We start from the raw sequence: 22004 nt of genomic DNA, 5'->3' as shown, positions 1-22004 counted from the left end.
CGCTTCCATCGACAGACGTGGCAACACTTGATGCTACACCGCGCTTGCGGTGCGCCGCCGTCGGAGGCGGGGTGCCGCTACCGGACGCACAACTGCCGGCGGGCCAGCCCGGACTCCGCCGACAGTTGCGGACACCACCCGGGAGAGGAGGTGGATCCAGAGCCACTCGCGTGGCCCGGCTCCCGCGCGTCACGCACGACCTGGACGCCAAACCGCTCGTGCGTGAAAGCAACTGATGGTGGGGACGGGGGTTGCCCTCCCCGTCCCCACACTAGTTTTCCGATCACCCCGGGGAATCGGTCGACCCGGCAACCCGGGCCGCCGTCCGGCCGACGCCTGGACCGTCACACGCCCGCCCGTACGGCGCCCCGGTCCACCGCACCCGGCGGCGAGGCCGCCCCCTCGCCCGTTCACAGTCAGCCGAATCCCCCACTCACGCGACCCCGTCCGGCATACCGTGCCCGTGCCGCATCAGCAGTGGAAGGGATACCACTGTCGAGGAGTCCCGATGGCCGCACTTTCCCGCCGGCACCTGCAGCGCCGGGCCGAACGCTCCGCCGCCGGTCCGGCCGCCGCCGAGCCGCCGCAGCAACTGCGGCCCGCCCCGGAGCGACCGCTGGGTCTGCACTTCCCGGACGGCTTCCAGTGGGGCGCGGCGACATCGGCGTACCAGATCGAAGGTGGCGCCAAGGAGGACGGCCGTGGCGAATCGATCTGGGACACCTTCAGCCACACCCCCGGCCGCATCCGGGGTGACGACAACGGCGACCTTGCCGCGGACCACTACCACCGCTACGACGCCGACCTCGATCTGATGCGCGATCTCGGGCTGCACAGCTACCGCTTCTCCATCTCCTGGCCCCGAATTCAGCCCGACGGCACCGGCGCACCGAACCAACGCGGCGTGGACTTCTACCGCCGGCTGGTCGACGGCCTGCTCGACCGGGGCATCGCGCCGATGGCCACGCTGTTCCACTGGGACCTGCCCCAGGCCCTGCAGGACACCGGCGGCTGGGAGTCGCGCGACGTGGCGTACCGGTTCGCCGAGTACGCGGAGATCCTGTTCCGGGCACTCGGCGACACCGTCGGGGTCTGGTTGACGATCAACGAGCCGAAGACCGTGGTGCAGAACGGGTACCTCACCGGACACCACGCGCCCGGCCTGCCCGACCCGGACGCCGCCTACCTGGTCGCCCATCACCTGCAACTCGCGCACGGCCTGGCGGTGCAGGCGCTACGCGCCAGCCGTACGGCGTGCCGGATCGGCCCGGCGCTGAACCTGCACCCGTGCTATCCCGCCGACGACAGCGCCGGCGCGGCCGCCGCAGCGCGCCTCTACGACGGGTACGAGAACCGGCTCTACCTCGACTCCATCTTCCAGGCAAGTTACCCGGCCGACGTCCTGGCCGACCTCGGCCCGGACAGCCGGATGGCCCGCGGCATCCGCGACGGTGATCTGCAGATCATCGCAGCGCCGGTGGATCTGCTCGCGGTGCAGTACTACACCCCGTTCTACGTCACCGCCGACGGCACCACCGTGGGCCGGTGGACGACGTCCGAGGCGGACTGGCAGCAGATCTACCCCGACGGCATGTTCGACGTGTTGACCAGGGTGCACCGCGACTATGGCGCGGTGCCGATCACGATCACCGAGAACGGGCTGCCGACCCCGGACCGTGTCGGGGCCGACGGCACCGTCGACGACTCGGGCCGGATCCTGTTCCTGCGCGACCATCTCGCCGCCGTGCACCGGGCGATCGGCACCGGGGTGCCGGTGGAGAGCTACCACGTCTGGTCGTTGATGGACAACTTCGAATGGGCCGAGGGGTACGAGCAGCGCTGGGGCTTGATCTACGTCGACTATCCCAGTCAACGACGGATCCTCAAGCGCAGCGCGCACTGGTACCGACGGGTGATCGCCGAGCACGCCGTCTGACCTACGGCCGCCCGCTCGACACCGGCCGCCGGTCTACGCCAGGGTCTCCCCCTCCGTCTCCGCAGGGTCCACCCTCCTCCTCCGCAGGGTCCACCCTCCTCCTCCGCAGGGTCCACCCTCCGGTGGAACCCGGCGGCCGGTCGTGAAGAACGCCCACGTACCGCGTCGTCACGGCGACACACTGTGGTCATGGTGTTCGCGCCCGGTCTGCGGTTGGACCGCCGGTACGTGCTCGCCGACCTGATCGGGCTGGGCGGCATGTCGCAGGTCTGGCGGGCCGACGACGAACTGCTCGACCGGGCGGTCGCGGTCAAGGCCCTGACACCGCCGGTCGCCCCAGCGGTACGCGCGGCCTGTCGGCAGGAGGCCCGTGCCGCAGCCCGGATCACCCATCCGCACGTCACCCAGGTGTACGACTACGGCGAAGCGTGTCCGGCCGGCGACGAGGTGATCCCGTACCTGGTGCTCGAACTGGTGGACGGGGAGAATCTGGCCGCACGCCTCGCCGACGGGCCGCTTCCCTGGCCGGCCGCCGGATGGCTCGCCGCGCAGGTCGCCAGCGGGCTGGCCGCCGCCCACCGGATCGGTGTGGTGCACCGCGACGTCAAACCCGGCAACATCATGCTGACCCCCACCGGGGCGAAGATCCTCGACTTCGGCATCGCCGCCGTCGTCGACGGAACGCCGGCGCCGGACGACCCGCCCGCGTCGGAGGCAGGCTGGCTGCTCGGCACCCCGACGTACGCCGCTCCGGAGCTGCTCGGCCACGGCCCGGCACATCCGGCCGCCGACGTGTACGCCCTCGGCGTCCTGTACTACGAGATGCTGACCGGTACGCCGCCGTCACCGGCGCGCAGCTGGGCGGAAGCGGCGCAGCAGCTGCGGCGGGCGGCCACCCCGGTCCGGCCGGCCGCCCCTGGGCTACCGCCGGCGGCGGCCGACCTCTGCCTGGCCTGCCTGCGCCGCGACCCGGCGGCCCGGCCGAGCGCCGCCGAGGTCGCGTCGGCGTTGCACACCCTGCTCGGTGTGGTGGTCGACGTGCCGATGCGGGCCCCCGGCGACAGGGCGGCCCGGCCCGGCTGCGTCGACAGGACGCCCCGGCCGGGCGTCGACAGAGCAGCCGGTCGCGGTGACCGGACCCTGGTCGAACGGACTCGAGCCACCGGGGTGGCCGGCCCGGCCGGGGTCGTCGCCACCCGACCGTCCCGGGTCGCCTCGGCCCGGTCACCTGCCGTCGACGCGGACCTCGGGCCGGCCGGCGCCGCCGACGGCCCCGGTCACCGGCCCTCGCTGACCACGGTCGGCCTGGCTGGCGCGGGCGCGGCCGCGCTCATGGCGGCCACGGTCGTCGCCGCCGCGTTCCTGATCGCCCCGACACCGGTCGAGGACAGCCAGGTGGCACCGTCGGCGGCGGGCACCCCATCGACGTCGGCCACGCCGGCCGGTCCAGGGCTGGCCGCACCCGAGCTGCTGGTGGCAGCGGCGTCGGTCGTCGAGCAGTTCGACCTGGCCGTCGCCGACGCCGCCGCGACCGGATCGGTCCGCGCCGACGCGGCCGCCGACCTGCGTACGGCCGTCGACCAGCTGCGGCTCGTGGTCGCCGACGGCACCACCACCGAGCACCTACGCGGCCAGGTGGGTCAGCTCCGGACCCGACTCGCCGACCACCGGCAGGCGGGCACCGTCGACGTCGACGTCTCGATCAGCCTGGACCTGATGCTCGCCGCACTGGTGGCCCAGGCCGGCGACTGAACCGGCGCGCGTCACCGGTCCGACGACCGAGTCGGCGGACACCACCGGGCCAGCTGGCCGAGCCGATTCAGCGGGGCAGGGCCTGCTGCAGCTCCGCGCGCAACGCCGGGGTCAGCATCTCCCCCGCCTGCTTGGCCAGCCGCGCCATCTCGTAGCCGACCACGCCGATGTCGGCGTCGCTGGCCGCCAGGGTGGCCAGGATCGAGCCGTCCCGGATGTTCATGATGAGGAAGTAGCCACGGCCCATCTCCACCACGGTCTGCTTGACCACGTCGTTGTCGAACATCTGCGCGGCACCCGTGGTGATGCTCATCAAGCCGGAGGTGACCGCGGCGAGCTTGTCCGCGTGGTCCCGCGGCAGGTGGTCCGAGACCGCGACGAGCAGCCCGTCGGACGACACCACGATGGCGTGGGCGACTCCCGGCACGCGTTCGGCGAACGCGCTCACCAACCAACTGAGGTCGCGTGCCTCCTGGCTCAGCGTTCTCACTGTCGTTCCTCCTCAACACGGCGGCCGGCCGGCGCCAGGGTCATCTGACCGGGATCCTCGGACTCGGCCCGTCGCACGCCGCCGTAGAAGCTCGACAGCATGCTGCTCACCGCGTCCGGGTCCGGTTCGTCTCGGGGTACCTGCGGAGCAGGCGGTACGGGTTCGGCCGCGACCGGCAGCGAGGCCATCGGCACCCGTACCGGCAGGCCCTTGTCGCTGGTCCCGGCGGTGACCGGCACCACCGGCGGCGCAGGGGTCGGCGGCAGCGGGGCGACCGGCCCACGTTGCCGCTCCCACCAGACACTGCCGGTGCCGGTCACCGCTACGCCGCCGGCCGAGGCGAGGATGTCCTCGGCCCGCGCCGAGGTGGGACGCTTACCGGTCCGACGGGTTGGCGTCGCCCGGCTGGGGGCACCGGCCGGGCCGGCCGGCAACGCCGCCCGCTGCTGGGGTGCCACCGCGAGCCGCTGCCCGGCGACGGCCGGCGGAGCGGACGGCGTCACCGGCTCGGCCGCACCGGGCTGGCGGGGTGCCGGCGCGGCGAACGCCGGGCCGAATCCGGCGCCGACGATCGCCGGCGGGCGGCCCGCGACGGGTTCGTCCGGGAGAGCCCGGGCGGCCGCACCGACCGCACGGATCTCCCGGGTCGGATAGTCGGTGTTCTTACGTCCCGACGGCACCGCGTACGGCAGGTCCTGCTCCGGTGGTGGGGCGAGGACCGCCGCCGGCAGCCAGACGTTGGCCACCAGTCCCCGCGCGGCGGCCCGCAGTCGCACCCGTACGCCGAGCCGGGCCGCCAGGTGGCTGACCACGAACAGACCCATCCGCTCGGAGGCGGCGACGTCGGCGGCGGGCGGCTCGGCCAACGTCACGTTCGCCTGGTCGATCGCCTCGGCGGACATCCCCATGCCCTCGTCGGTGATCTCGATGAGTACCGCCTGGGGCGCGTACTCGTGCCCGGTGACGTGCACATTGGTGTACGGCGGGGAGAAGGCGGTGGCGTTCTCCAGCAGTTCGGCGAGCAGGTGGACCAGGTCGCCGACCGCGTGCCCGACGATGTGCAGCCGTTCCTCGACGTCGTGGCGGATCCGCGGATACTGCTCGATCTCGGCGGCGGCCGCCAGCGTGACGGCGGACAACGCCACCGGTCGGCCCCACCGCCGGCTGGCCTCGGTGCCGGCGAGCACCAGCAGGCTCTCGTCGTTACGGCGCATCCGGGCCGCCAGGTGGTCGAGCTTGAACAGGTACTCGAGCTGGTCCGGATCGCTCTCGTCGCGTTCCAGTTCGTCGAGCAGCTCCAGTTGCCGCTCCACCAGCACCTGGCTGCGGCGGGCCAGGTTGACGAACATCGCGTTGACGTTGCGACGCATCACCGCCTGCTCGACCGCGACGGTGACGGCGCTGCGGTGCACGGCGACGAACGCCTCGGCCACCTCGCCGATCTCGTCGCGGGTCCGGACCGCCGCCGGCGCGACGTCGATCTGCGGCACCCCCGCGTCCACCGTACGCAGCCGTTCGAGGGCCTCCGGCAGGTCCAGCTGGGCGACCTGCAACGCCTGGCCGCGCAGCGCCCGCAGCGACCGGGCGATCGACCGGCCGATCAGCACCGAGGTCAGCAGGGCGATCAACAGTACGCTGAGTACCGCGCCGGCGACCAGAAGGGTGCGCTGCAGTTGCTGGTCGCTGCGCGAGTCGGCCAGCCGGATGGCGTCGCCGAGCACGGTCGACTCGATCTGCCGCAGCAGCTGGTGACGGTCCTGACTGGCGGTCCACCACCCGTTGGGCTCCAGCACCGCCGCCGGGCCGGAGCCGCTGGCGATGGTGGTCTCCTCCATCTGTACGGCGGCGACGAACCGGGGGTCAGCGGTCACCTGCTCGTAGCGGGCGATCTGGTTGCTCGTGGCGGTGATCCGAAAGTCGGCCAACAAGGTCAGCTGCTGGGCCCGCAGGTCGGTCAACTCGACCAGAGCCTCCGGGCCGTACCCGCCGGCCCGGGCGGCGGCGTAGAGCTGCGCCCGGATCCGCGAGCTCATCTCCTTCACCCGGGACAGCTGGACGTTGCGCAGCACGGCCTGGGTCAGCTCGGGTCGGTCCAGGCCCGGCGACGGCTCGGCGATCAGGGTCAGCAACGCCTCGATGGCCCGGGTGTAGTTGCCGAAGGCCGTATCGGCGCCGACCACGCCGCTGGCGATCGAGGCCCGCAGCGGCACCAACTGCGACAGCGACTCCAGGACCGTGCTGTACGCCACCTGCCAGGCGGCGTCACCGCCGGACTGGGAATCGGCCACGGCGCGGAAGTCGGCGATACGCCGGTCGACGGCGTCGTAGTGCTCCTGCAGCGCCTCGCTGCTGGCCTGCGGGTCGAACGACGCGCCGCCCTCGCGGGCGGCGAGTTCCCCGGCTGACCGGTCCCGCTCCTGCTGCAACTCGTGGATCAACGCGGTGGCCTGCTCACTGACCCGGACCTGGTCGGCGAACTCGTTGAGCACGGTCGCCTGCCCCACCAGGGAACCGGTCTGGACCGAGGCGACCACGAGGAACGCCACCGAGGGGACGACGAGGACGGCGGCGAGTTTCGCCCCCATCCGCCAGTCGCGGGGGCGCAGGCGCAGTCGTCGTCGGTGCGGGGTCACCCCGTCGGTGTCGAGCGGACGGCGGCGTGGACTGGACACCATGTTGTCGGACGGGTCACCGGGAGCAACCACCACGCCTCCTCGCAGTTTCCCCGGCACCGGCCAGGCCGAGGAGCGGAGTCCATCCAACCAGGCCAGGTTGCGCTGTCAACGTGGCGACCTGCGGGAAGACTCACGAAGGATACAGTGGCTGACTGGCGGGTAGCTTACTCGCCGAGTCACCATCGTCCGTCCGGCCGATGTCCCGGGCCGGCCCTGGGCCGTCATGTCGACCGAGAGCGACGAGGGCGGCACCGATAGCACCTACCTCCGGTTCCGGCATGTAGCTGACCTGCCGCGGAGCGAGAACCGCGCCGAACGCCCGACGCCACCATCCGGACGCGGCGAGCGCGCCGCCGCCGAGGACCACCTCCGACACCGGAGCATCCACCATCGACTCCAGTTGGTCGAGGTCGCCGGCGACCTGCCGGCAGACTCCTTCCATCAGGCCGGCGAGGATGTCGACCGCCGTGGTGCCGAAGCCGAGTCCCCGTAGTTCGCCGACTCCGGCGGGGGCCAGTCCGGGCGGCCGGTCACCGCCGAAGCGCGGATCCGCCGGCACCCCTTCGCCGGGTTCGATCAGATCGAGGGCCTGGTCCAGTTCCGCGCCCTGGGGCAGCCGCAGCTCCCGGTTGGCCCAGCCGAACAGGTTGCCCCCGGCGGAGTAGGCCCGGCCGGTGACGATCCGGGTGTGGTCGACGCGGTAGCGCCACAACTGGTCGGGCAGCGGCGGCAGCGGCACACCGGCCCCGGCGGGCTGGACCAGCCGCACCGCCGCCGAGGTGCCGACGGTGACCGCCGCCCGGGTCGGGTCGAGGCAGCCGGAGCCGATGTTGGAGGCGGCACCGTCGCCGATCGGCGGTGACCATGGCACACCGGCGAGGGCCGGCCACCGCCGGGCGAACTCCTCGCGCAGCTGACCGCGCCAGTGCGCCGGCGCGAGCTCCGGCAGCTCTCCGGGGCGTACGGCGGCCAACTCGGCGGCCTCGTCGTCCCAGGTCATGGTGACCAGGTCGAGCATCCCGGTGCCGGACGCCTGCGACACCGACATCGGGGCGGCTCCGAGCAGACCGGCCAGTACGTACTCGGGCAGGCCGACGAACCGTGCCGGCCGGCCACCCCAGTGCCGGCGCAGCCACGGCAGCCGGACGGTCCAGTAGAACCGGTGCCACCAGGCGCCGGTGCGCTGGTGGAAGTCGTCGGCGTCGGCCGGCCCGACCGACCCGGGTGGGCTGGTCGGGCGGGTGTCGAGCCAGGTCATCAGCGGACCGATCGGTGCGCCGGTGACGTCCAGCGGCAGCACCGAATGCCATTGGGCGGCCGTGGCGACCAGCTCGACGCCGTCGAGCTGGCCCGCGGCGTTGAGGTCGTCGAGACAGTCGATGAGGGCGGCGAGGTAGTCGGCCGGGTCGAGGGTGGCGGCTCCGTCCCGGTCGACCGCGAGCGCGACCCGGCGCCGGGCCAACGCGTCCGGCTGCGGTACGGCGGCGTTGTCCAGGATCAGGCCACGCACCGACGAGGTGCCGAGGTCCAGGGCGAGGATGCTCATCGTCGGTTACGGTACCCAGCCGCGACACCCGACCGGTATGCTCTCGCCATGCTCGCGCTCACTCGCCGTTGGTGGCCCGCCGATCAGGCGGCCCTGACCCGCGTCTAGCGCGCATCCATCCGGCCGCCCGTCGAGGCGGCCGTCCGGGATCTCCCACCGGTTCCACGTTCTCGTCGGGCCGGCCCCGCACCCGAGGGGAACCCGATGAACGATCACCTGTCCCGCCTGCTGGCCGCGGTCGGCGCCGGCGCCGGCGCCGGCGCGGATCCTGGTCCGGCCGCCACCCGTGTCGACCCCGGTCCCGGCCCCTTCGCGCTGCTGCGCCGCGGCGACGCCGACCACGTGGAGGTGCTGGTCGGCACCGCCCACCAGGTCGACCGGTTGGCGGAGATCCCACTCGAACCCGGTGGTACGACCGGCCCGGCGACCCTGGCGGTGGTTCCCTACCGGCAGCTCGCCGAACGCGGTTTCGCCCATGTCGACGACGGGGTGCCGATGGAGTGCATCAGGGTGTCGAGCTGTCAGCGGGTGCCCGTACGTGACGTCGTCGCCGCCCTGCCCGACGCACCGGTCGCGACCACCGGCGGCGGGTTCGACGTCGACGACGACGAGTACGCGGAGCTGGTCGCCCGGGTACTGCGGGACGAGATCGGCCACGGTGCCGGTGCGAACTTCGTCCTGCACCGCACCTACCGGGCCACGCTGGCCGGGCGGGACCGTACCGCCGCGTTGTCGGCCGGGTTCAGCGCGTTGCGGCGGCTGCTGTGCGACGAGCGCGGCGCCTACTGGACGTTCCTGGTGTACACCGGTGGTCGGGTGCTCGTCGGTGCCACCCCGGAACGGCACGTCAGCGTCAGCGACGGCCTGGCGATGATGAATCCGATCAGTGGCACGCTGCGGCACCCGTCTGGCGAGCCCGACGTCGCCACGCTGTTGGCGTTCCTCGACGATCCCAAGGAGGTCGAGGAGCTATACATGGTGCTCGACGAGGAGCTCAAGATGATGGCGACGGTGGCCGAACACGGCGGCCAGGTCATCGGCCCGTACCTCAAACGGATGTCCCGGTTGAGCCACACCGAGTACCTGCTCGCCGGCCGCAACTGCCACGACGTGCGCGAGGTGCTGCGGCAGACGATGTTCGCGCCGACGGTCACCGGCAGCCCGATCGAGAACGCCTGCCGGGTCATCGCCCGGTACACCCCGGGTGGGCGGCGCTACTACGCGGGTGTACTGGCCCTGCTCGGCCACGACGACACCGGCGCGCAGACGGTGGACGCGCCGATCCTGATCCGGGCGGCCGAGATCACCATGGACGGTGAGGTGCGGGTGCCGGTCGGTGCGACCCTGGTACGGCACTCGACGCCGGCCGGTGAGGTCGCCGAAACCCACGCCAAGGCCTCGGCGGTACTCGCCTCGCTCGGCCTGCGGTCCGGGCCGCCGGTGGCCGGCCAGGCGAGAAGCGGGTACGCGGCCGAGGTGCCCGTTCGGGGGGACGCCGCCGACGGCGCCGGTGCCGCTCCGGCCACCGGGGTGGTCGCCACGCTCGACCGGCCGGAACACCCCGACGTGGTGCGCGCGCTGGCCGCCCGCAACGCGCGGCTGGCCGGTTTCTGGCTCGATCAGCGTGCCCCGGGGGCGCTGGTCGATCCCCGGCTGCGCGACCGGGACGTGCTCGTGGTCGACGCCGAGGACAGCTTCACCGGGATGCTCGCCCACCTGCTGCGCGCGTTGGGCCTGCGGGTCCGGGTGGCGTCCTGGGAGACAGTGGACGCCGCTGAACTGGTCGCGGCGCAGGTGCTGGTGGCCGGTCCCGGCCCGGGGGATCCGCGGGATCCGGCGGCACGCCGGATGGCGGTGCTGCGCGACGTCGTCGACGCCGCGCTGGATCGCCGGCAGCCACTGCTCGGCGTCTGCCTGGGGCATCAGGTGCTGGCCGACCGGCTCGGCCTGGCGGTGACCCGCCGGCGTTCGCCGTACCAGGGTCTGCAGCGTGAGATCGACTTCTTCGGCGTGGGTCGGCGGGTCGGTTTCTACTCCAGCTACACGGCGACGGCGCCGACCGATCGGCTGGTCACCGGGCACGGCCCGGTGCGGTTGTGCCGCGACGCCACCGACGGTGCCGTGCACGCGCTGGTCGGGCCGGCGTTCGCCGGCGTCCAGTTCCATCCGGAGTCGGTGCTCAGCCCGGACGGCGTGGCGATCCTGCGGGACCTGCTCGTGGCGCTGCTCCCCACGGGGCTGTCCGCGAGGTAGGCGGTGCAGCGGTCGGGCGGGGTCAGGTCGCGGCCAGGCCCCGCTTGACCGCGGTGGCGATCTCGACCACCCGACGGGCGGTCAGCGCGGTCGCGGTCAACGCCGCCTCGTCCGGCGGGACCTCGCCGTTGTTGCTGGTGTGGGAGCCCCCGTACGGGTTGCCGCCGACGAACTGGCTCGGCTCGACGTAGCCGGGGGTGACCACGATCCCGCCCCAGTGGTAGACGACCGTGTACAGCGACAGCAGGGTGGCCTCCTGTCCGCCGTGTGCGGTCGCGGTCGAGCAGAACCCGGAGAACACCTTGTTGACCAGCGCGCCCTTGGCCCACAGCGGTCCGCTGCCGTCGATGAACTGCTTGAGCTGGGCGGCCATCACGCCGTACCGGGTGGGGGTGCCGAAGATGACCGCGTCCGACCAGGCCAGGTCGTCGATCTCGGCCTCCATGACGTCCTCGGTCTCCATCCGGTGGGCGTGCCACCCGGAGTTGGACCGGACCGCCTCCTCCGGGGCCAGTTCGCGTACCTTGCGCAGGCGTACCTGGGCGCCGGCCTTCTCCGCGGCCTCGACCGCCGTCAGGGCCATCTTGTACGTCGTACCGGTCGCGCTGTAGTAGATCACCGACAGCTTGATCGGATCCTCCATGGGTCACTCCTTCGGGTTCGGCTCGGGGCTGCCCGATTACCGCGGTACCCGTTTGCCGCGGTGGCAAACCTCGGACCCCGCCCGGCTACCCGGACTGTGACGGACCGAATTCAAGTGAACTGTTCGGACCGTCTGGTCGCTGCTCGACAGCCTGCGGAGCTACGGCGACCATCTGCGATCACCACGGCGGTTGCGCTGACGACAGCGGGCGGCTGACGTCGGTCGGTCGGCAGCGGTGCCCGGACGCGGTCGAACGTCCACTACCGCCGCTCACCACTCTGGATCCGGGATTGTGAACGAACGGACCCTGGGCGAGGCGTTAACGAAGTGGGTAGTTTTCGTTACAGCCTGGTCGCCGGCGACGTCGACCCGCGCCGGTCCGGCGGCTGTCCGCCGGACCGGCGTGGACCGCACTGTCAGTCCATCAAGGAGGTACGCCATGCGCGACCCCGCGGCGCCCGTGTTGACGTTCGAGGTCCCCGGCCTGCCACCGCTGCGCAGCCCCGCTCTGTCGATCTTCACCGCCGGCAGCCGGCAGGCCACCCGGGTGCGGACACTGCTCACCGCCGCGTGCGACGCCGCCCAGCGCACCGGCTGGACCCCGCTGACCGCGCCGGTCGCGCTCGAAGTCGTGGTACGACGGCCACCGGAGCAGCACCTCGGTGACGCGACGAACTTCCTCTGCGGCATCGGCGACGTGCTGCAGGACAAGCACCGGGTGCCGCCCGGCTCGGTCGCCCACCTCGGGGTGCTCGTCGACGTGGCGCTGTTCGTCGACGACCGGCAGATCCAGCAGATCAACTACCGGGAGGAGCCGGCCGACGAACCGTCGTACCAGGTGAAGGTGGCCGCGCTCGACTAGCGGGGCAGGTTTGCCGGCCGGTGCGTCGCGGGTACCGCAGCGCCGGAAGGGAGCGCCATGTCCGAGTCGCAGGTCGTACCCCAGCCGCAGGTGAAGCTGGATCCCGCCAGCCTGCCGGCACCCACCCGGCACCTGCACGATCCGTTGGAGAAGCAGTTGACCTCGGCGGTCCGGCTGGCCTCCGAGCGGGTCCGGGAACGGTACGCCGGTGAGCCGGAGCAGCAGGTGTGCCGTTCGCTGCTGGAGGAGACCCGCGCCGCCCTGCATCCGGACATCGCCGCCAGCTTCCAGCCGGACATGGCGCAGTTCTGCCGGCTCGCCGCCGCGATCGTGCAGGGTCAACCGACCTGACCGCAGGCGGGGTCGGACGGACCGACCGCGTGCCGGATCAGTCGACCTGACCGGTGACGAGCGCGGCGACCTGATCGGCGCAGCCCCAACTCAACGTCATCCCGGCACCGCCGTGGCCGTAGCAGTGCACCAGCCGGGTCACGCCGGGCGGCGGGGCGGGGTCGACGCCGACGCGGGCACCACCGTGACGGGCCGGACGCAGGCCGACGTACTCACCGCGCACCGGGGCACCGGACAACTGCGGGACCAGCGCGACACACCGCCGGCGGATCGCCCGGCTGGTCGCCGGATCGGGCGGCGCGGCGGCCGCGTCGGGCTCGAAGGTGCCGCCGAGGACCACGTCGTGGGCGCGGGGGTGGACGTACGTCGGCCCGTCCGGGTGCGCCTCGTCGCGTACCGACGTGGTGACGCCCGGATTCGCGACCACCACGACCTGCCCGCGTACCGGGTGCACCGCCGGGTCGTCGGCGAGCAGACCGGCGGCCAGCCCGGACGCGTTCACCACGACCGGTGCGAACTGCGCCGCCTGCGCCAACGTCGCCAGTCGACGCTGCCGCAGCACGGCCCCACCGGCGACGAGCCGATCGACGAGCCAGTCGAGGTACGGGCGCATCTCCACCGCCGGCACGGTACAGCGCCACTCGGCGACCACCGGGCCAGCATTGGTCGGCGGCACCGTCACCACCGGGCCGGGCGCCGCAGGTGCCGGGTCGGACGCCGCCACCACGGCGCAGTACCGCAGGTCCGGCACGGCCGGGCCCCACCACGGCGGTCCGTCGACCCCGGCGCGCAGCAGCATCCGGGTGGGTCGCATCGTCACACCGGGCACCCGGTCACGGGCCTGTCCGGCGAACACGTCGAAAGTGCGGCCGGCCTGGTCGAGCACGGCCGGTCCGGCGTCGGTGCGGGTCGGGTACCAGACGGCGGCGGCCAGCACGGAGACCGTCCGGGCGGGCGGTTCGGCGTACACCACGGTGACCCGCAGGCCGCGCCGCTGCAACCGCAGCGCGCAGGTCAGCCCGATGATCCCGGCACCGACCACCACCACGTCGGCCACCTGCCCACCTTCCGATCAGCCGTGGGCGACGTCCACGGCGACGACGTACAGGCCGTCGCGGGTGCGTTCGGCGATCCGTACCGCGGGGACCTGGTCGGAGTCACCGCCGGCCTGGATACCCAGACCGTAGGTGACCCGGCCCTCGAAGTCACCGGCGAAGCCGTACCCACGCAGGCTACCCAGGTCGAGTTCCGGTCGGGGCGACCGGCGTACCGACATCCGCCCCTGCTCGTCGTGGGCCTGGGCGGTGACGAACCGGACCTGCAGGTAGCAGTTCCCTGGCAGGTCGAGCGGGTCACCGCTGCCGTCGAGGACGACCGTCGGCACGTATCCGACCTCGTACGACGGGAAGCCGGACCGGAAGGCGAAGGTCACCCGGCTGAAGGCCGGAACGGCCGCCGGGTGCGCCGCCGCGTCGATCTCGACCAGGTACGGCAACGGCGGCTGCGGCCACCGGGCCACCGGTGGCCGCACCTCGTGGCCGACGACGACCGGAGCGGCCGGCACCGCCCAGCCGTACCGGGTGCGGTAGACGTCGGTGGTCGTCGCACTCGGACTGTCCGGACTGGCCCTGGTCAACTCCACCTCCGGTCCGCCCGGTCGGTCCGGCGGCCGGGAGCCGTCCGGTGGTGGTCCACTGTCCTGCCAGGACCAGCTCGGTGGGGGCCCGGTCCGGTCGGCGGCTTCCTGCCCGGTGGCCCCGCCACAGCCGGCGAGGGCCACCAGGGCGACGAGACAGACGATCATCGGTGCACGTAGACGGCTCATGGCCGGTTGACGCGCGGGGACCGGCCGGGGTTTACCGGTGGCCGGCCTCCGACCGCCACTTGATCGAGCAGCCCATGCTGGGCTGGTGCGGCTCGGGCACCGCCGCGCCGGCGAGCACCGCCTCGATCGCGTACCGCAGCGCGGCACCGGTCACCGGCTTGCCGTTGCCCGGGGTCGAGTCGTCGAACGCACCACGGTAGGCCAGGGTCCGGTCGGCGCCGTACAGGAAGAAGTCCGGAGTGCACACCGCCTGGTAGGCGCGGCCGACCTGCTGGGTGGAGTCCACCAGGTACGGGAACCGCCAGCCGGCCCGCTGGGCCTGCTCGGCGAGCTTCGCCGGGGCGTCGTCGGGATAGGCGTCGGCGTCGTTGGTGCAGATGCCGACCACGGCCAGCGACGGGAAGTCGGCGATCACTGTGCCCAGCACCGTCTCGATGTGCTGGACGTAGGGGCAGTGGTTGCAGACGAACGCGACGAGCAGCGCCGGTGCTTCGGCGAAGTCGTCGCGCCGGACCACCTGGCCGGCGAGGTCGGTGAGCGCGAAGTCGGGGGCCGGGGTGCCCAGCGGCACCATCTCTGAGGTGACAGCCATGCCGGCCACCCTACCCGTGCGCCCGGGCCGTGGCCGGCACGCACGGGACACGGCCGGGACGCCCGGATGCGGCCGCTGGCTAGCCTCGGTGCCATGACGCTGCGCGCCGTGACCCCGCGCCACCTGGTGACCGGGCTGGGTCTGGCGGTGATCGGCGGCGCACCGCTGTGGCTGCTGGCGACCGGCCGTACCGAGGTGACGACCTCGGCGGACGCCGAGGCCTCGCCGGTGTCGGTCCTCGCGGTGCTGCTGCCGCTGGCCGTCGGGATGGCGCTGACCAGGCTGGTGCCGCCGCGGCTGCCGACCCTACGGCCGGCGCCCGCGCAGGACCGGGCGGCCATCGCCCGGCAGGTGCTCGGCCTGGCCGCGATCGCGGTGGCGTTCGCCGGGCTGGCGCTGCTGCTCGGTCCGGGGAGTGTCTGGTACGGACCGGTGAAGGTCGCGATGTTGCTCGGCGGGGCCTGGTGGGTGCTGCGGGCCTGGCCGGCACCGCCGCCGGGCGGCCGGGAGCACCGGCGGGCCGTGCCGACACGCTGGTACTGGCTGGGCCCGGTGCCAGCGGTCGCCGCCTGGGGGTGGCTGGCCTACTACAGCCCACTGGCCGGCGCGGCCGACCTGTCCGGCTACCGCGCATACGACCCGGCCGTACTGGTCACGGCGATGCTGCTGACCTTCCTCACCGCGAGCGTGCTGGAGGAGGTCTTCTACCGGCTCCTGTTGCAGACCCGGTGGGAGGCGCTGTCCGGCCGCTGGCCGGCGATCACCGCGACCGCGCTGCTGTACGCGGCGATGCACACCCACCGACTCGGCGACGGGCCGCCGGGCGACACGGTCGCCGTGGTGCTGATGTTCAACGGCGGCCTCGGCCTGTTCCTCGGCTACCTGTGGTCGCGGTACCGCGCCGTCTGGGCGATCGTCGCGGTGCACGGCGCGGTCAATTCGCTCACTCTGCTCCCGGTCCTCATCGGCTGACCTGCCGCCCCCGCCGGGCGCGCTATCGTCGAATTCAACGTCCGATGAAATCGATGGAGGTAGTGATGACGCGAACCGTCGACTGTGTGATCGCCGGGGGCGGGCCGGCCGGGGTGATGCTCGGCCTGCTGCTGGCCCGCGCCGGGGTGCGGGTCGTCGTCTGCGAGAAGCACGCCGACTTCCTCCGCGACTTCCGGGGCGACACCGTGCACCCGGCCACGATGCGGCTGCTCGACGAGCTCGGCCTGGGCGCCCGCTTCGCCGCCCTGCCGCAGAGCCGGATCGAGCAGGTCGCCTTCCCGACCGGCGACGGTGGACAGGTCGTCGTCGGCGACCTGCGTCGGCTGCGGACCCCGCACCCGTACATCGCGATGGTGCCGCAGTGGGACCTGCTCAACCTGCTCACCGAGGCCGCCACCGAGGAGCCGACCTTCACGATCCGGATGCGCACCGAGGTCACCGGGCTGCTGCGCGACGGCGACCGGATCACCGGGGTGCGGGTGCGGACCGCCGACGGCAGCATCGACGAGATCCACGCGGCGTTGACGGTGGCCTGCGACGGGCGGTGGTCGACGGTCCGACAGGCGGCGGGCCTGCGGCCACGGGAGTTTCCGGTGCCGATCGACGCCTGGTGGTTCCGGCTGCCCCGGTACGACGGCGAGCAGCTGCCGGGGCTGCTGCCGGCCGCCGGCCGGGGCGCGTTCCTGGTGGTGATTGCCCGCACCAGCCATCTGCAGATCGCGTACGTCGGCCGCAAGGGCGTCGACGCACAGCTACGGGCCAGGGGTGTCGAGGCGTTCCGGCGCGACGTGGCGGCGATCGCTCCCTGGCTCGCCGACCGGGTCGACGCCCTGACCGGCATGGACGACGTCAAGCACCTCGACGTACGGGTGAACCGGCTGCGCCGCTGGCACCTCGACGGGTTGCTCTGCATCGGCGACGCGGCGCACGCGATGAGCCCGGTCGGCGGGGTCGGGATCAACCTGGCCGTCGCCGACGCGGTCGCCGCAGCGACCCGCCTGGCCGGGCCGCTGCGCCAAGGGCGGGTCAGCCCGGCCGAGCTGGACCGGGTCCGGGCCCGCCGGGCCCTGCCGACGGCCGCCGTCCAGTCGGTGCAGCGGGCGATGCACCGCAACCTGGTGGAGCCGATCCTGGCCGGTCGGCGGGCCGGTCCACCGGCACCGGTGCTCGCGCTGGCCCGCCGGCTGCCACAGGTGACCCTGCTGCCGGCCTACCTGATCGGCATCGGGCCGCGCCCTGAGCACGCGCCGGCCTTCGCCCGCCGCCCGGCCGCGTCCGCCTGACCCGTCGCCCCCGCCTGCGCCGGCCGGCAGCGGACGCCCGACGCCGATCAATGGTCGGGCATCAGTCGGGTGGACCGTCGGGTCGGTCGGCGCGCACGGTCAGGATCAGGTCGGCGACCAGCGCCGTCCAGCCGGTCTGGTGCCAGGCACCCAGCCCGGCGCCGTTGTCGCCGTGGAAGTACTCCGGGAAGGCGATCAGGTCCCGCCAGTCGGGGTGCTGCTGGAACTTCTCCGCCGCCCCGTAGATCGGCCGCCGGCCGTACCCGTCGCGCAGGAACAGCGAGATCAGCCGGTGCGACAGGTCGTCGGCGATGGCGTTGAGGGTGCGCTTGGTGCCCGACCGGGTCGGGTACTCGATCAGCAGGTCGTCGCCGAAGAAGGTGGCGAAGTCGCGCAGCGCGCAGACCAGCAGGTAGTTGGTCGGCATCCAGATCGGGCCACGCCAGTTGGAGTTGCCGCCGAACAGGCCACTGGCCGACTCGGCCGGCTCGTAGCCGACGGTGAAGTCCTGCCCGCCGAGGGAGACGGTGAACGGCTCGTCGAGGTGCCGCCGCGACAGGGTGCGCAGCCCGTACGGGGAGAGGAACTCCTCCTCGTCGAGCATCGGGGCGAGGATCCGCACGATCTGGTCCGGGCCGACCATCGACAGCAGCCGGTGCTGCCGACCGTCGCCGGCCAGCCGGCGGGCACCGATCACGTCGGCGTACTCCGGCTTGTTGGTCAGGAACCAGCGCAGCCGGGCGCCCAGCTCGGGCAGCCGGGCGATGGTGCCCGAATGCAGGGTGGTGGTGGCGGCCAACGGCAGCAGGCCGACCACGGACCGGACCTTCAGCGGCAGGGTGTCACCGTCGGGCAGCCGCAGCTGGTCGTAGAAGAACGAGTCCTCCTCGTCCCACAGCCCCTGGTCGTAGGCGGCGGCCGCGATGTAGGCGAAGTGTTCCAGGAACTTCGTGGCGATGTCGGTGTAGGTGTGGTCGTGCACGGCCAGGGTCAACGCCATGTCGAGCATGTTCAGCGCGTACGTGGCCATCCACCCGGTGCCGTCGGACTGCTCCAGGACGCCGGCGACCGGCAGGGCGGCGGAGCGGTCGAACGGGCCGACGTTGTCCAGCCCGAGGAAGCCGCCCTCGAAGACGTTGTTGCCGTTGATGTCCTTGCGGTTGACCCACCAGGTGAAGTTGAGCAGCAGCTTGTGCATGATCCGGGCAAGGAACTCGAAGTCACGCCGGCCGTCGATCTCGAACACCCGCAGCGCGGCCCAGGCGTGTACCGGCGGGTTCACGTCGGCGAACGCCCACTCGTACGCGGGGATCTGCCCGTTGGGGTGCATGTACCACTCGCGCAGCAGCAACAGCAGCTGGTCCTTGGCGAACTGGGGGTCGACCCGGGCCAGGGTGGAGCAGTGGAACGCCAGGTCCCAGGCGGCGTACCAGGGGTATTCCCAGGGGTCCGGCATGGAGATGACGTCGAAGCTGTTCATGTGCCACCAGGCGGCGTTGCGCCCGTGGGCGCGGCCTTCCGGCGGCGGCGGGCTGGCCGGGTCGCCGGCGAGCCACTGGGCGACGTCGAAGTGGTAGAACTGCTTGCCCCAGAGCACTCCGGCGAAGGCCCGGCGGGCGACGAGGCGTTCGTCGTCGGTGGCGGCGGCCGGGATGACGGTGTCGTAGTAACGGTCGGCTTCGGCCTGCCGGGCGGCCAGGACGGCGGCGTGGCCGGCGCCGAGGTTGAGCCGGGGCGGCGGGGTGTTGCCCGGTGGGGGCGCGGTCAAGGTCAGCCGCAGCCGGATCCGGTCCTCGCCGCCGGCCGGTACGTCGAGGACGTAGTGCAGCGCGCCCTTGGTCCCGGTCCGGTCGGGGTTGACGGTGTCGGCGCCGTCGACGACGTGGTCGTTGATGCCGTCCTTGGGGTACGGGGTGCGTGACGGCAGTCCCCAGAGCCGCTCGGCGTTGCTGTCGTTGTCGCACAGCAGCGGGGTGGGGTTGCCGTCGCCCTGCAGCACCAACTGCCCGAGTACCCAGTGGTGGCCGACGAGCCGGTTGCGTTCGCCGGTGAGCACCGGGATCTGGTCGCGGCCGGGCAGCCCCCACGCCCAGGTGTTGCGGAACCACAGACTGGGCAGTACGTGCAGGCGGGCGTCGGTGTCGCCCCGGTTGGCCACGGTGATCTCGATGCACAGGTCGGTCGGTCCGGCCTTGGCGTAGTCGACGGTTACCGCCCAGTACCGGTCGTCGTCGAACACGCCGGTGTCGACCAGTTCATACTCGGTCTCGTCGCGGCCGCGCATACCGTTGACCGCGACGAGGTCATCGTAGGGGAAGGCGGCCTGCGGATAGTGGTAACGCCAGCGCATCCAGGAGTGGGTCGGGGTGGAGTCCTCGTACCACCAGTAGTCCTTGGCGTCCTCCCCGTGGTTGCCACCGTCGCCGCCGAGTCCGAACATGCGTTCCTTGAGGATCGGGTCCTGCCCGTTCCACAGGGCCAGCCCGAAGCAGAAGGTCTGCCGGTCGTCGCAGACGCCGGCCATGCCATCCTCGTTCCAGCGGTACGCCCGCGATCGTGCATGATCATGCGGAAAGTAGTCCCACGCCGTACCGTGCTCGCTGTAGTCCTCCCGCACCGTGCCCCATGCCCGTTCTGACACGTAGGGTCCCCACGCCCGCCACGGCTGCTCGCCCGCGTCGGCTTCCGCCAATCGGGTGCGCTCCGGATCACGATACGTCCGCCTGGAGTTGACCATGAGGGTCATTCTTCCTGGGACGTGTTTCCGGCACTTGTCGGACCGTCACCTTGTCGGCACACCAGCGTCGGTGCCCGACACCACTGCCCCGTCCGTCGGTTGATCTGCCCTGGAGGAACATTGCTCGACATCAGCTTCGGACCGCAGGTCTGCGGCGATCTGACCGCCGGGGCCGCCCGCGAGTGGCTGGTCACCGACGGTCGTGGCGGCTATGCGATGGGTACCGTCAACGGGCTGCGGACCCGGCGGTACCACGGTCTGCTGGTGGTGGCCGGGGCGACGCCGGCGGCCCGGCGGGTGGGGCTGGTCAGCCTGGATCCGGCGGTGACGCTGCCGTCCGGGGCGCAGGTCCGGCTCGGGGTGCACGAGTGGGCCTCCGGCGTGGTGGACCCGCCCGGTCACACCTTGTTGGAGCGGTTCGACCTGACCGACGGGGTGCCGCGCTGGCGGTGGCGGGTCGGCGACGTGGTGATCGAGCGTGAGGTCGCGATGACGCACGGCTCGCCGTGTGTGGCGGTGACCCACCGGCTGGTCAGCGGCGGCCCGGTGACGTTGACCCTGTCTGCGGTGACCACCTGGCGGGACGCGCACGGCGAGCGGCACGGCGACGCTCCCCCACCGAAGATGGACAACGTCGACGGTGGGGTGGTCGTCGAGGGGGCGTTCCGGCTGCACGGCCCGGACTGGGTGCCGGCGGGCAACTGGTGGGACGGGGTCCATCACCGCGAGGAGGCGGCGCGCGGGCTGCTGGCCGAGGAGGACCTGTGGTACGCGGGCACCTTCACCGCCACGCTGGACTCCCCTGGTGACACCGCGGAGGTGACCGCCTGGGCCGAGCACCTGGACCGGCGGCCGGAGCCGGCGGCGGTGATCGTCGAGGCCGCCCGGGTCCGCCACCGGGCGGTGGTGGCGGCGGCGAAGCCGGCCGACGCGGTGGACGCCACGCTGGCGTTGGCCGCCGACGCCTTCATCGTCCGCACGTCGACCGGGCCGGACGTGGTCGCCGGTTACCCGTGGTTCGGCACCTGGTCGCGGGACACGATGACCTCCTACGAAGGGCTGTTCCTGGCCACCGGACGCGCCGACGAGGGCCGTGAGCTGCTGCGCGGCTACGCCGCGACGCTGTCGGAGGGGATGCTGGCGAACACCGCCGACACCGGGCACGTGGAGTACAACACCGTCGACGGGACGCTGTGGTTCCTGCACGCGGTGGACCGGCACGTCGCCGCGACCAGTGACCTGGACCTGGCCGCCGAGCTGCTGCCGGCGCTGCGCGAGGTGGTGGCGGCGCACCTGCGCGGCACCCGGTACGGCATCCGGGTCGACTCCTCCGACGGGCTGCTCACCGGCGGTGCGGCCGGTGAGGCGTTGACCTGGATGGACGCCCGGGTGTACGGGGTGCCGATCACCTCCCGCGAGGGCAAACCGGTCGAGGTCAACGCGTTGTGGGTCAACGGGCTGGCCGTCGTGGCGGAGCTGGCGCAGCTGGTGGAGGGCGACCCGGGGGCGGCGGCGACCGTCCACCCGAAGGCGTACGAGTCGTTCCGGTCCCGGTATCCGGCCCCGTCGGGGTGGCTCTACGACGTGCTGGACACTCCGGCGCAGTATCCACTGGGTGGGGATCCGCACGCCGACGACGACGCGTTGCGCCCCAACCAGCTGCTCGCCTGGTCGCTGCCGTACGCCCCGTTGGAGCCGGACCCGGCGGCGCTGCGGGCGATCGGCGCGGCGCTGCTGACGCCGCTGGGGTTGCGCAGCCTGGCCCCGGACTCGGCCGGCTATCTCGGTGCGCACCGGGGTGGGCCGGCCCGCCGCGACGGCGCCTACCACCAGGGGACGGTCTGGCCGTGGCTGATCGGTCCGTACGTGTCGGCGGCCCGCCGGGCGGGGCTGGACGTTTCCGACGTGTTCACCGGGCTGACCGCGCACCTGAGCGAGTACGGGCTGGGCTCGGTCAGCGAAACGGCTGACGGGGATCCGCCGCACGGCGCGACGGGTTGCCCGTTCCAGGCGTGGTCGGTGGCCGAACTCCTGCGGGTCCGACCCGACTGATCCGCTGCCGTTAC

General features: G+C 72.8%; 16 protein-coding genes. 8 read left to right on the top strand and 8 right to left on the bottom strand.

All coding sequences use genetic code 11. From position 1 onward, the window contains the following. Positions 1–508: 508 nt before the first annotated feature. Together O7623_RS02070 and O7623_RS02065 are read left to right on the top strand one after the other, a co-directional pair. Entirely contained in the window at positions 509–1936 is a 1428-nt protein-coding gene (locus O7623_RS02070; protein ID WP_282226869.1) for a GH1 family beta-glucosidase, read from the top strand. A gap of 189 nt (positions 1937–2125) precedes the next feature. Further along, positions 2126–3688, top strand: a complete 1563-nt coding sequence (locus O7623_RS02065) for a serine/threonine-protein kinase (protein WP_282226868.1) — start codon at positions 2126–2128, stop codon at positions 3686–3688. A gap of 67 nt (positions 3689–3755) precedes the next feature. On the opposite strand, the gene O7623_RS02060 is transcribed toward O7623_RS02065, so the two are convergent. The 3 genes from O7623_RS02060 to O7623_RS02050 form a co-directional block, all read right to left on the bottom strand. Then, complete coding sequence (locus O7623_RS02060; RefSeq protein WP_348775148.1) at positions 3756–4169, bottom strand: roadblock/LC7 domain-containing protein; 414 nt, start codon at positions 4167–4169, stop codon at positions 3756–3758. 5 nt (positions 4170–4174) lie between these two features. After that, a complete protein-coding gene (locus O7623_RS02055; protein ID WP_282226866.1) occupies positions 4175–6883 on the bottom strand; it encodes a nitrate- and nitrite sensing domain-containing protein in 2709 nt (902 codons plus the stop codon). A gap of 100 nt (positions 6884–6983) precedes the next feature. Next, positions 6984–8399: an FGGY family carbohydrate kinase gene (locus tag O7623_RS02050; protein ID WP_282226865.1), complete on the bottom strand. Its 1416-nt coding sequence runs from the start codon at positions 8397–8399 to the stop codon at positions 6984–6986. Between the two features lie 204 nt (positions 8400–8603). On the opposite strand from O7623_RS02050, the gene O7623_RS02045 reads away from it, so the two are divergent. Then, the gene (locus tag O7623_RS02045) at positions 8604–10652 is read left to right on the top strand and encodes an anthranilate synthase family protein (protein ID WP_282226864.1); all 2049 of its coding nucleotides are present in this window, start codon (positions 8604–8606) and stop codon (positions 10650–10652) included. 22 nt (positions 10653–10674) lie between these two features. Here the strand turns inward: O7623_RS02045 and wrbA are convergent, their stop codons facing one another. Beyond that, positions 10675–11295 (bottom strand): NAD(P)H:quinone oxidoreductase, encoded by a 621-nt coding sequence (gene wrbA, locus O7623_RS02040; protein ID WP_282226863.1) that lies wholly within the window; start codon positions 11293–11295, stop codon positions 10675–10677. Positions 11296–11734: 439 nt separating this feature from the next. Between wrbA and O7623_RS02035 the strand changes: the two genes are divergently transcribed. Next, entirely contained in the window at positions 11735–12157 is a 423-nt protein-coding gene (locus tag O7623_RS02035) for a hypothetical protein (RefSeq protein ID WP_282226862.1), read from the top strand. Positions 12158–12214: 57 nt separating this feature from the next. After that, positions 12215–12508: a hypothetical protein gene (locus O7623_RS02030; RefSeq protein WP_282226861.1), complete on the top strand. Its 294-nt coding sequence runs from the start codon at positions 12215–12217 to the stop codon at positions 12506–12508. Between the two features lie 37 nt (positions 12509–12545). On the opposite strand, the gene O7623_RS02025 is transcribed toward O7623_RS02030, so the two are convergent. Genes O7623_RS02025 through O7623_RS02015 form a run of 3 tightly spaced genes read right to left on the bottom strand, consistent with a single transcriptional unit; the run spans position 12546 to position 14925 of the window. Continuing rightward, positions 12546–13565 (bottom strand): FAD-dependent oxidoreductase, encoded by a 1020-nt coding sequence (locus O7623_RS02025; RefSeq protein WP_282226860.1) that lies wholly within the window; start codon positions 13563–13565, stop codon positions 12546–12548. A gap of 15 nt (positions 13566–13580) precedes the next feature. After that, on the bottom strand, positions 13581–14312 hold the full coding sequence (locus O7623_RS02020) for a hypothetical protein (protein ID WP_282226859.1): 732 nt from the start codon (positions 14310–14312) through the stop codon (positions 13581–13583). 52 nt (positions 14313–14364) lie between these two features. Then, positions 14365–14925 carry a thioredoxin family protein gene (locus O7623_RS02015; protein WP_282226858.1) on the bottom strand — a complete coding sequence of 187 codons (561 nt, stop codon included), beginning with the start codon at positions 14923–14925 and terminating at the stop codon, positions 14365–14367. Positions 14926–15018: 93 nt separating this feature from the next. Here O7623_RS02015 and O7623_RS02010 point away from each other — a divergent pair, with 93 nt between their 5' ends. Together O7623_RS02010 and O7623_RS02005 are read left to right on the top strand one after the other, a co-directional pair. After that, on the top strand, positions 15019–15897 hold the full coding sequence (locus O7623_RS02010) for a type II CAAX endopeptidase family protein (RefSeq protein WP_282226857.1): 879 nt from the start codon (positions 15019–15021) through the stop codon (positions 15895–15897). Positions 15898–15962: 65 nt separating this feature from the next. Beyond that, complete coding sequence (locus O7623_RS02005; RefSeq protein ID WP_282226856.1) at positions 15963–17201, top strand: FAD-dependent oxidoreductase; 1239 nt, start codon at positions 15963–15965, stop codon at positions 17199–17201. Between the two features lie 61 nt (positions 17202–17262). On the opposite strand, the gene O7623_RS02000 is transcribed toward O7623_RS02005, so the two are convergent. Beyond that, a complete protein-coding gene (locus O7623_RS02000; RefSeq protein ID WP_282226855.1) occupies positions 17263–19938 on the bottom strand; it encodes a glucosidase in 2676 nt (891 codons plus the stop codon). A gap of 120 nt (positions 19939–20058) precedes the next feature. On the opposite strand from O7623_RS02000, the gene O7623_RS01995 reads away from it, so the two are divergent. Next, a complete protein-coding gene (locus O7623_RS01995; protein ID WP_282226854.1) occupies positions 20059–21990 on the top strand; it encodes an amylo-alpha-1,6-glucosidase in 1932 nt (643 codons plus the stop codon). The last annotated feature ends 14 nt before the right edge of the window (positions 21991–22004 follow it).

The organism is Solwaraspora sp. WMMD791, assembly GCF_029581195.1.
Lineage (GTDB): Bacteria > Actinomycetota > Actinomycetes > Mycobacteriales > Micromonosporaceae > Micromonospora_E.
This window is presented reverse-complemented; position numbering and strand designations above follow the sequence as displayed.

What these genes read in the sequence shown, in the direction of transcription:
- O7623_RS02050 (WP_282226865.1), bottom strand. Translation starts at nt 8,399, where the DNA reads ATGAGCATCCTCGCCCTGGACCTCGGCACCTCGTCGGTGCGTGGCCTG.
- O7623_RS02000 (WP_282226855.1), bottom strand. Translation starts at nt 19,938, where the DNA reads ATGGTCAACTCCAGGCGGACGTATCGTGATCCGGAGCGCACCCGATTG.
- wrbA (WP_282226863.1), bottom strand. Translation starts at nt 11,295, where the DNA reads ATGGAGGATCCGATCAAGCTGTCGGTGATCTACTACAGCGCGACCGGT.
- O7623_RS02010 (WP_282226857.1), top strand. Translation starts at nt 15,019, where the DNA reads ATGACGCTGCGCGCCGTGACCCCGCGCCACCTGGTGACCGGGCTGGGT.
- O7623_RS02020 (WP_282226859.1), bottom strand. Translation starts at nt 14,312, where the DNA reads ATGATCGTCTGTCTCGTCGCCCTGGTGGCCCTCGCCGGCTGTGGCGGG.
- O7623_RS02030 (WP_282226861.1), top strand. Translation starts at nt 12,215, where the DNA reads ATGTCCGAGTCGCAGGTCGTACCCCAGCCGCAGGTGAAGCTGGATCCC.
- O7623_RS02065 (WP_282226868.1), top strand. Translation starts at nt 2,126, where the DNA reads ATGGTGTTCGCGCCCGGTCTGCGGTTGGACCGCCGGTACGTGCTCGCC.
- O7623_RS02015 (WP_282226858.1), bottom strand. Translation starts at nt 14,925, where the DNA reads ATGGCTGTCACCTCAGAGATGGTGCCGCTGGGCACCCCGGCCCCCGAC.
- O7623_RS02070 (WP_282226869.1), top strand. Translation starts at nt 509, where the DNA reads ATGGCCGCACTTTCCCGCCGGCACCTGCAGCGCCGGGCCGAACGCTCC.
- O7623_RS02005 (WP_282226856.1), top strand. Translation starts at nt 15,963, where the DNA reads ATGACGCGAACCGTCGACTGTGTGATCGCCGGGGGCGGGCCGGCCGGG.
- O7623_RS02045 (WP_282226864.1), top strand. Translation starts at nt 8,604, where the DNA reads ATGAACGATCACCTGTCCCGCCTGCTGGCCGCGGTCGGCGCCGGCGCC.
- O7623_RS02035 (WP_282226862.1), top strand. Translation starts at nt 11,735, where the DNA reads ATGCGCGACCCCGCGGCGCCCGTGTTGACGTTCGAGGTCCCCGGCCTG.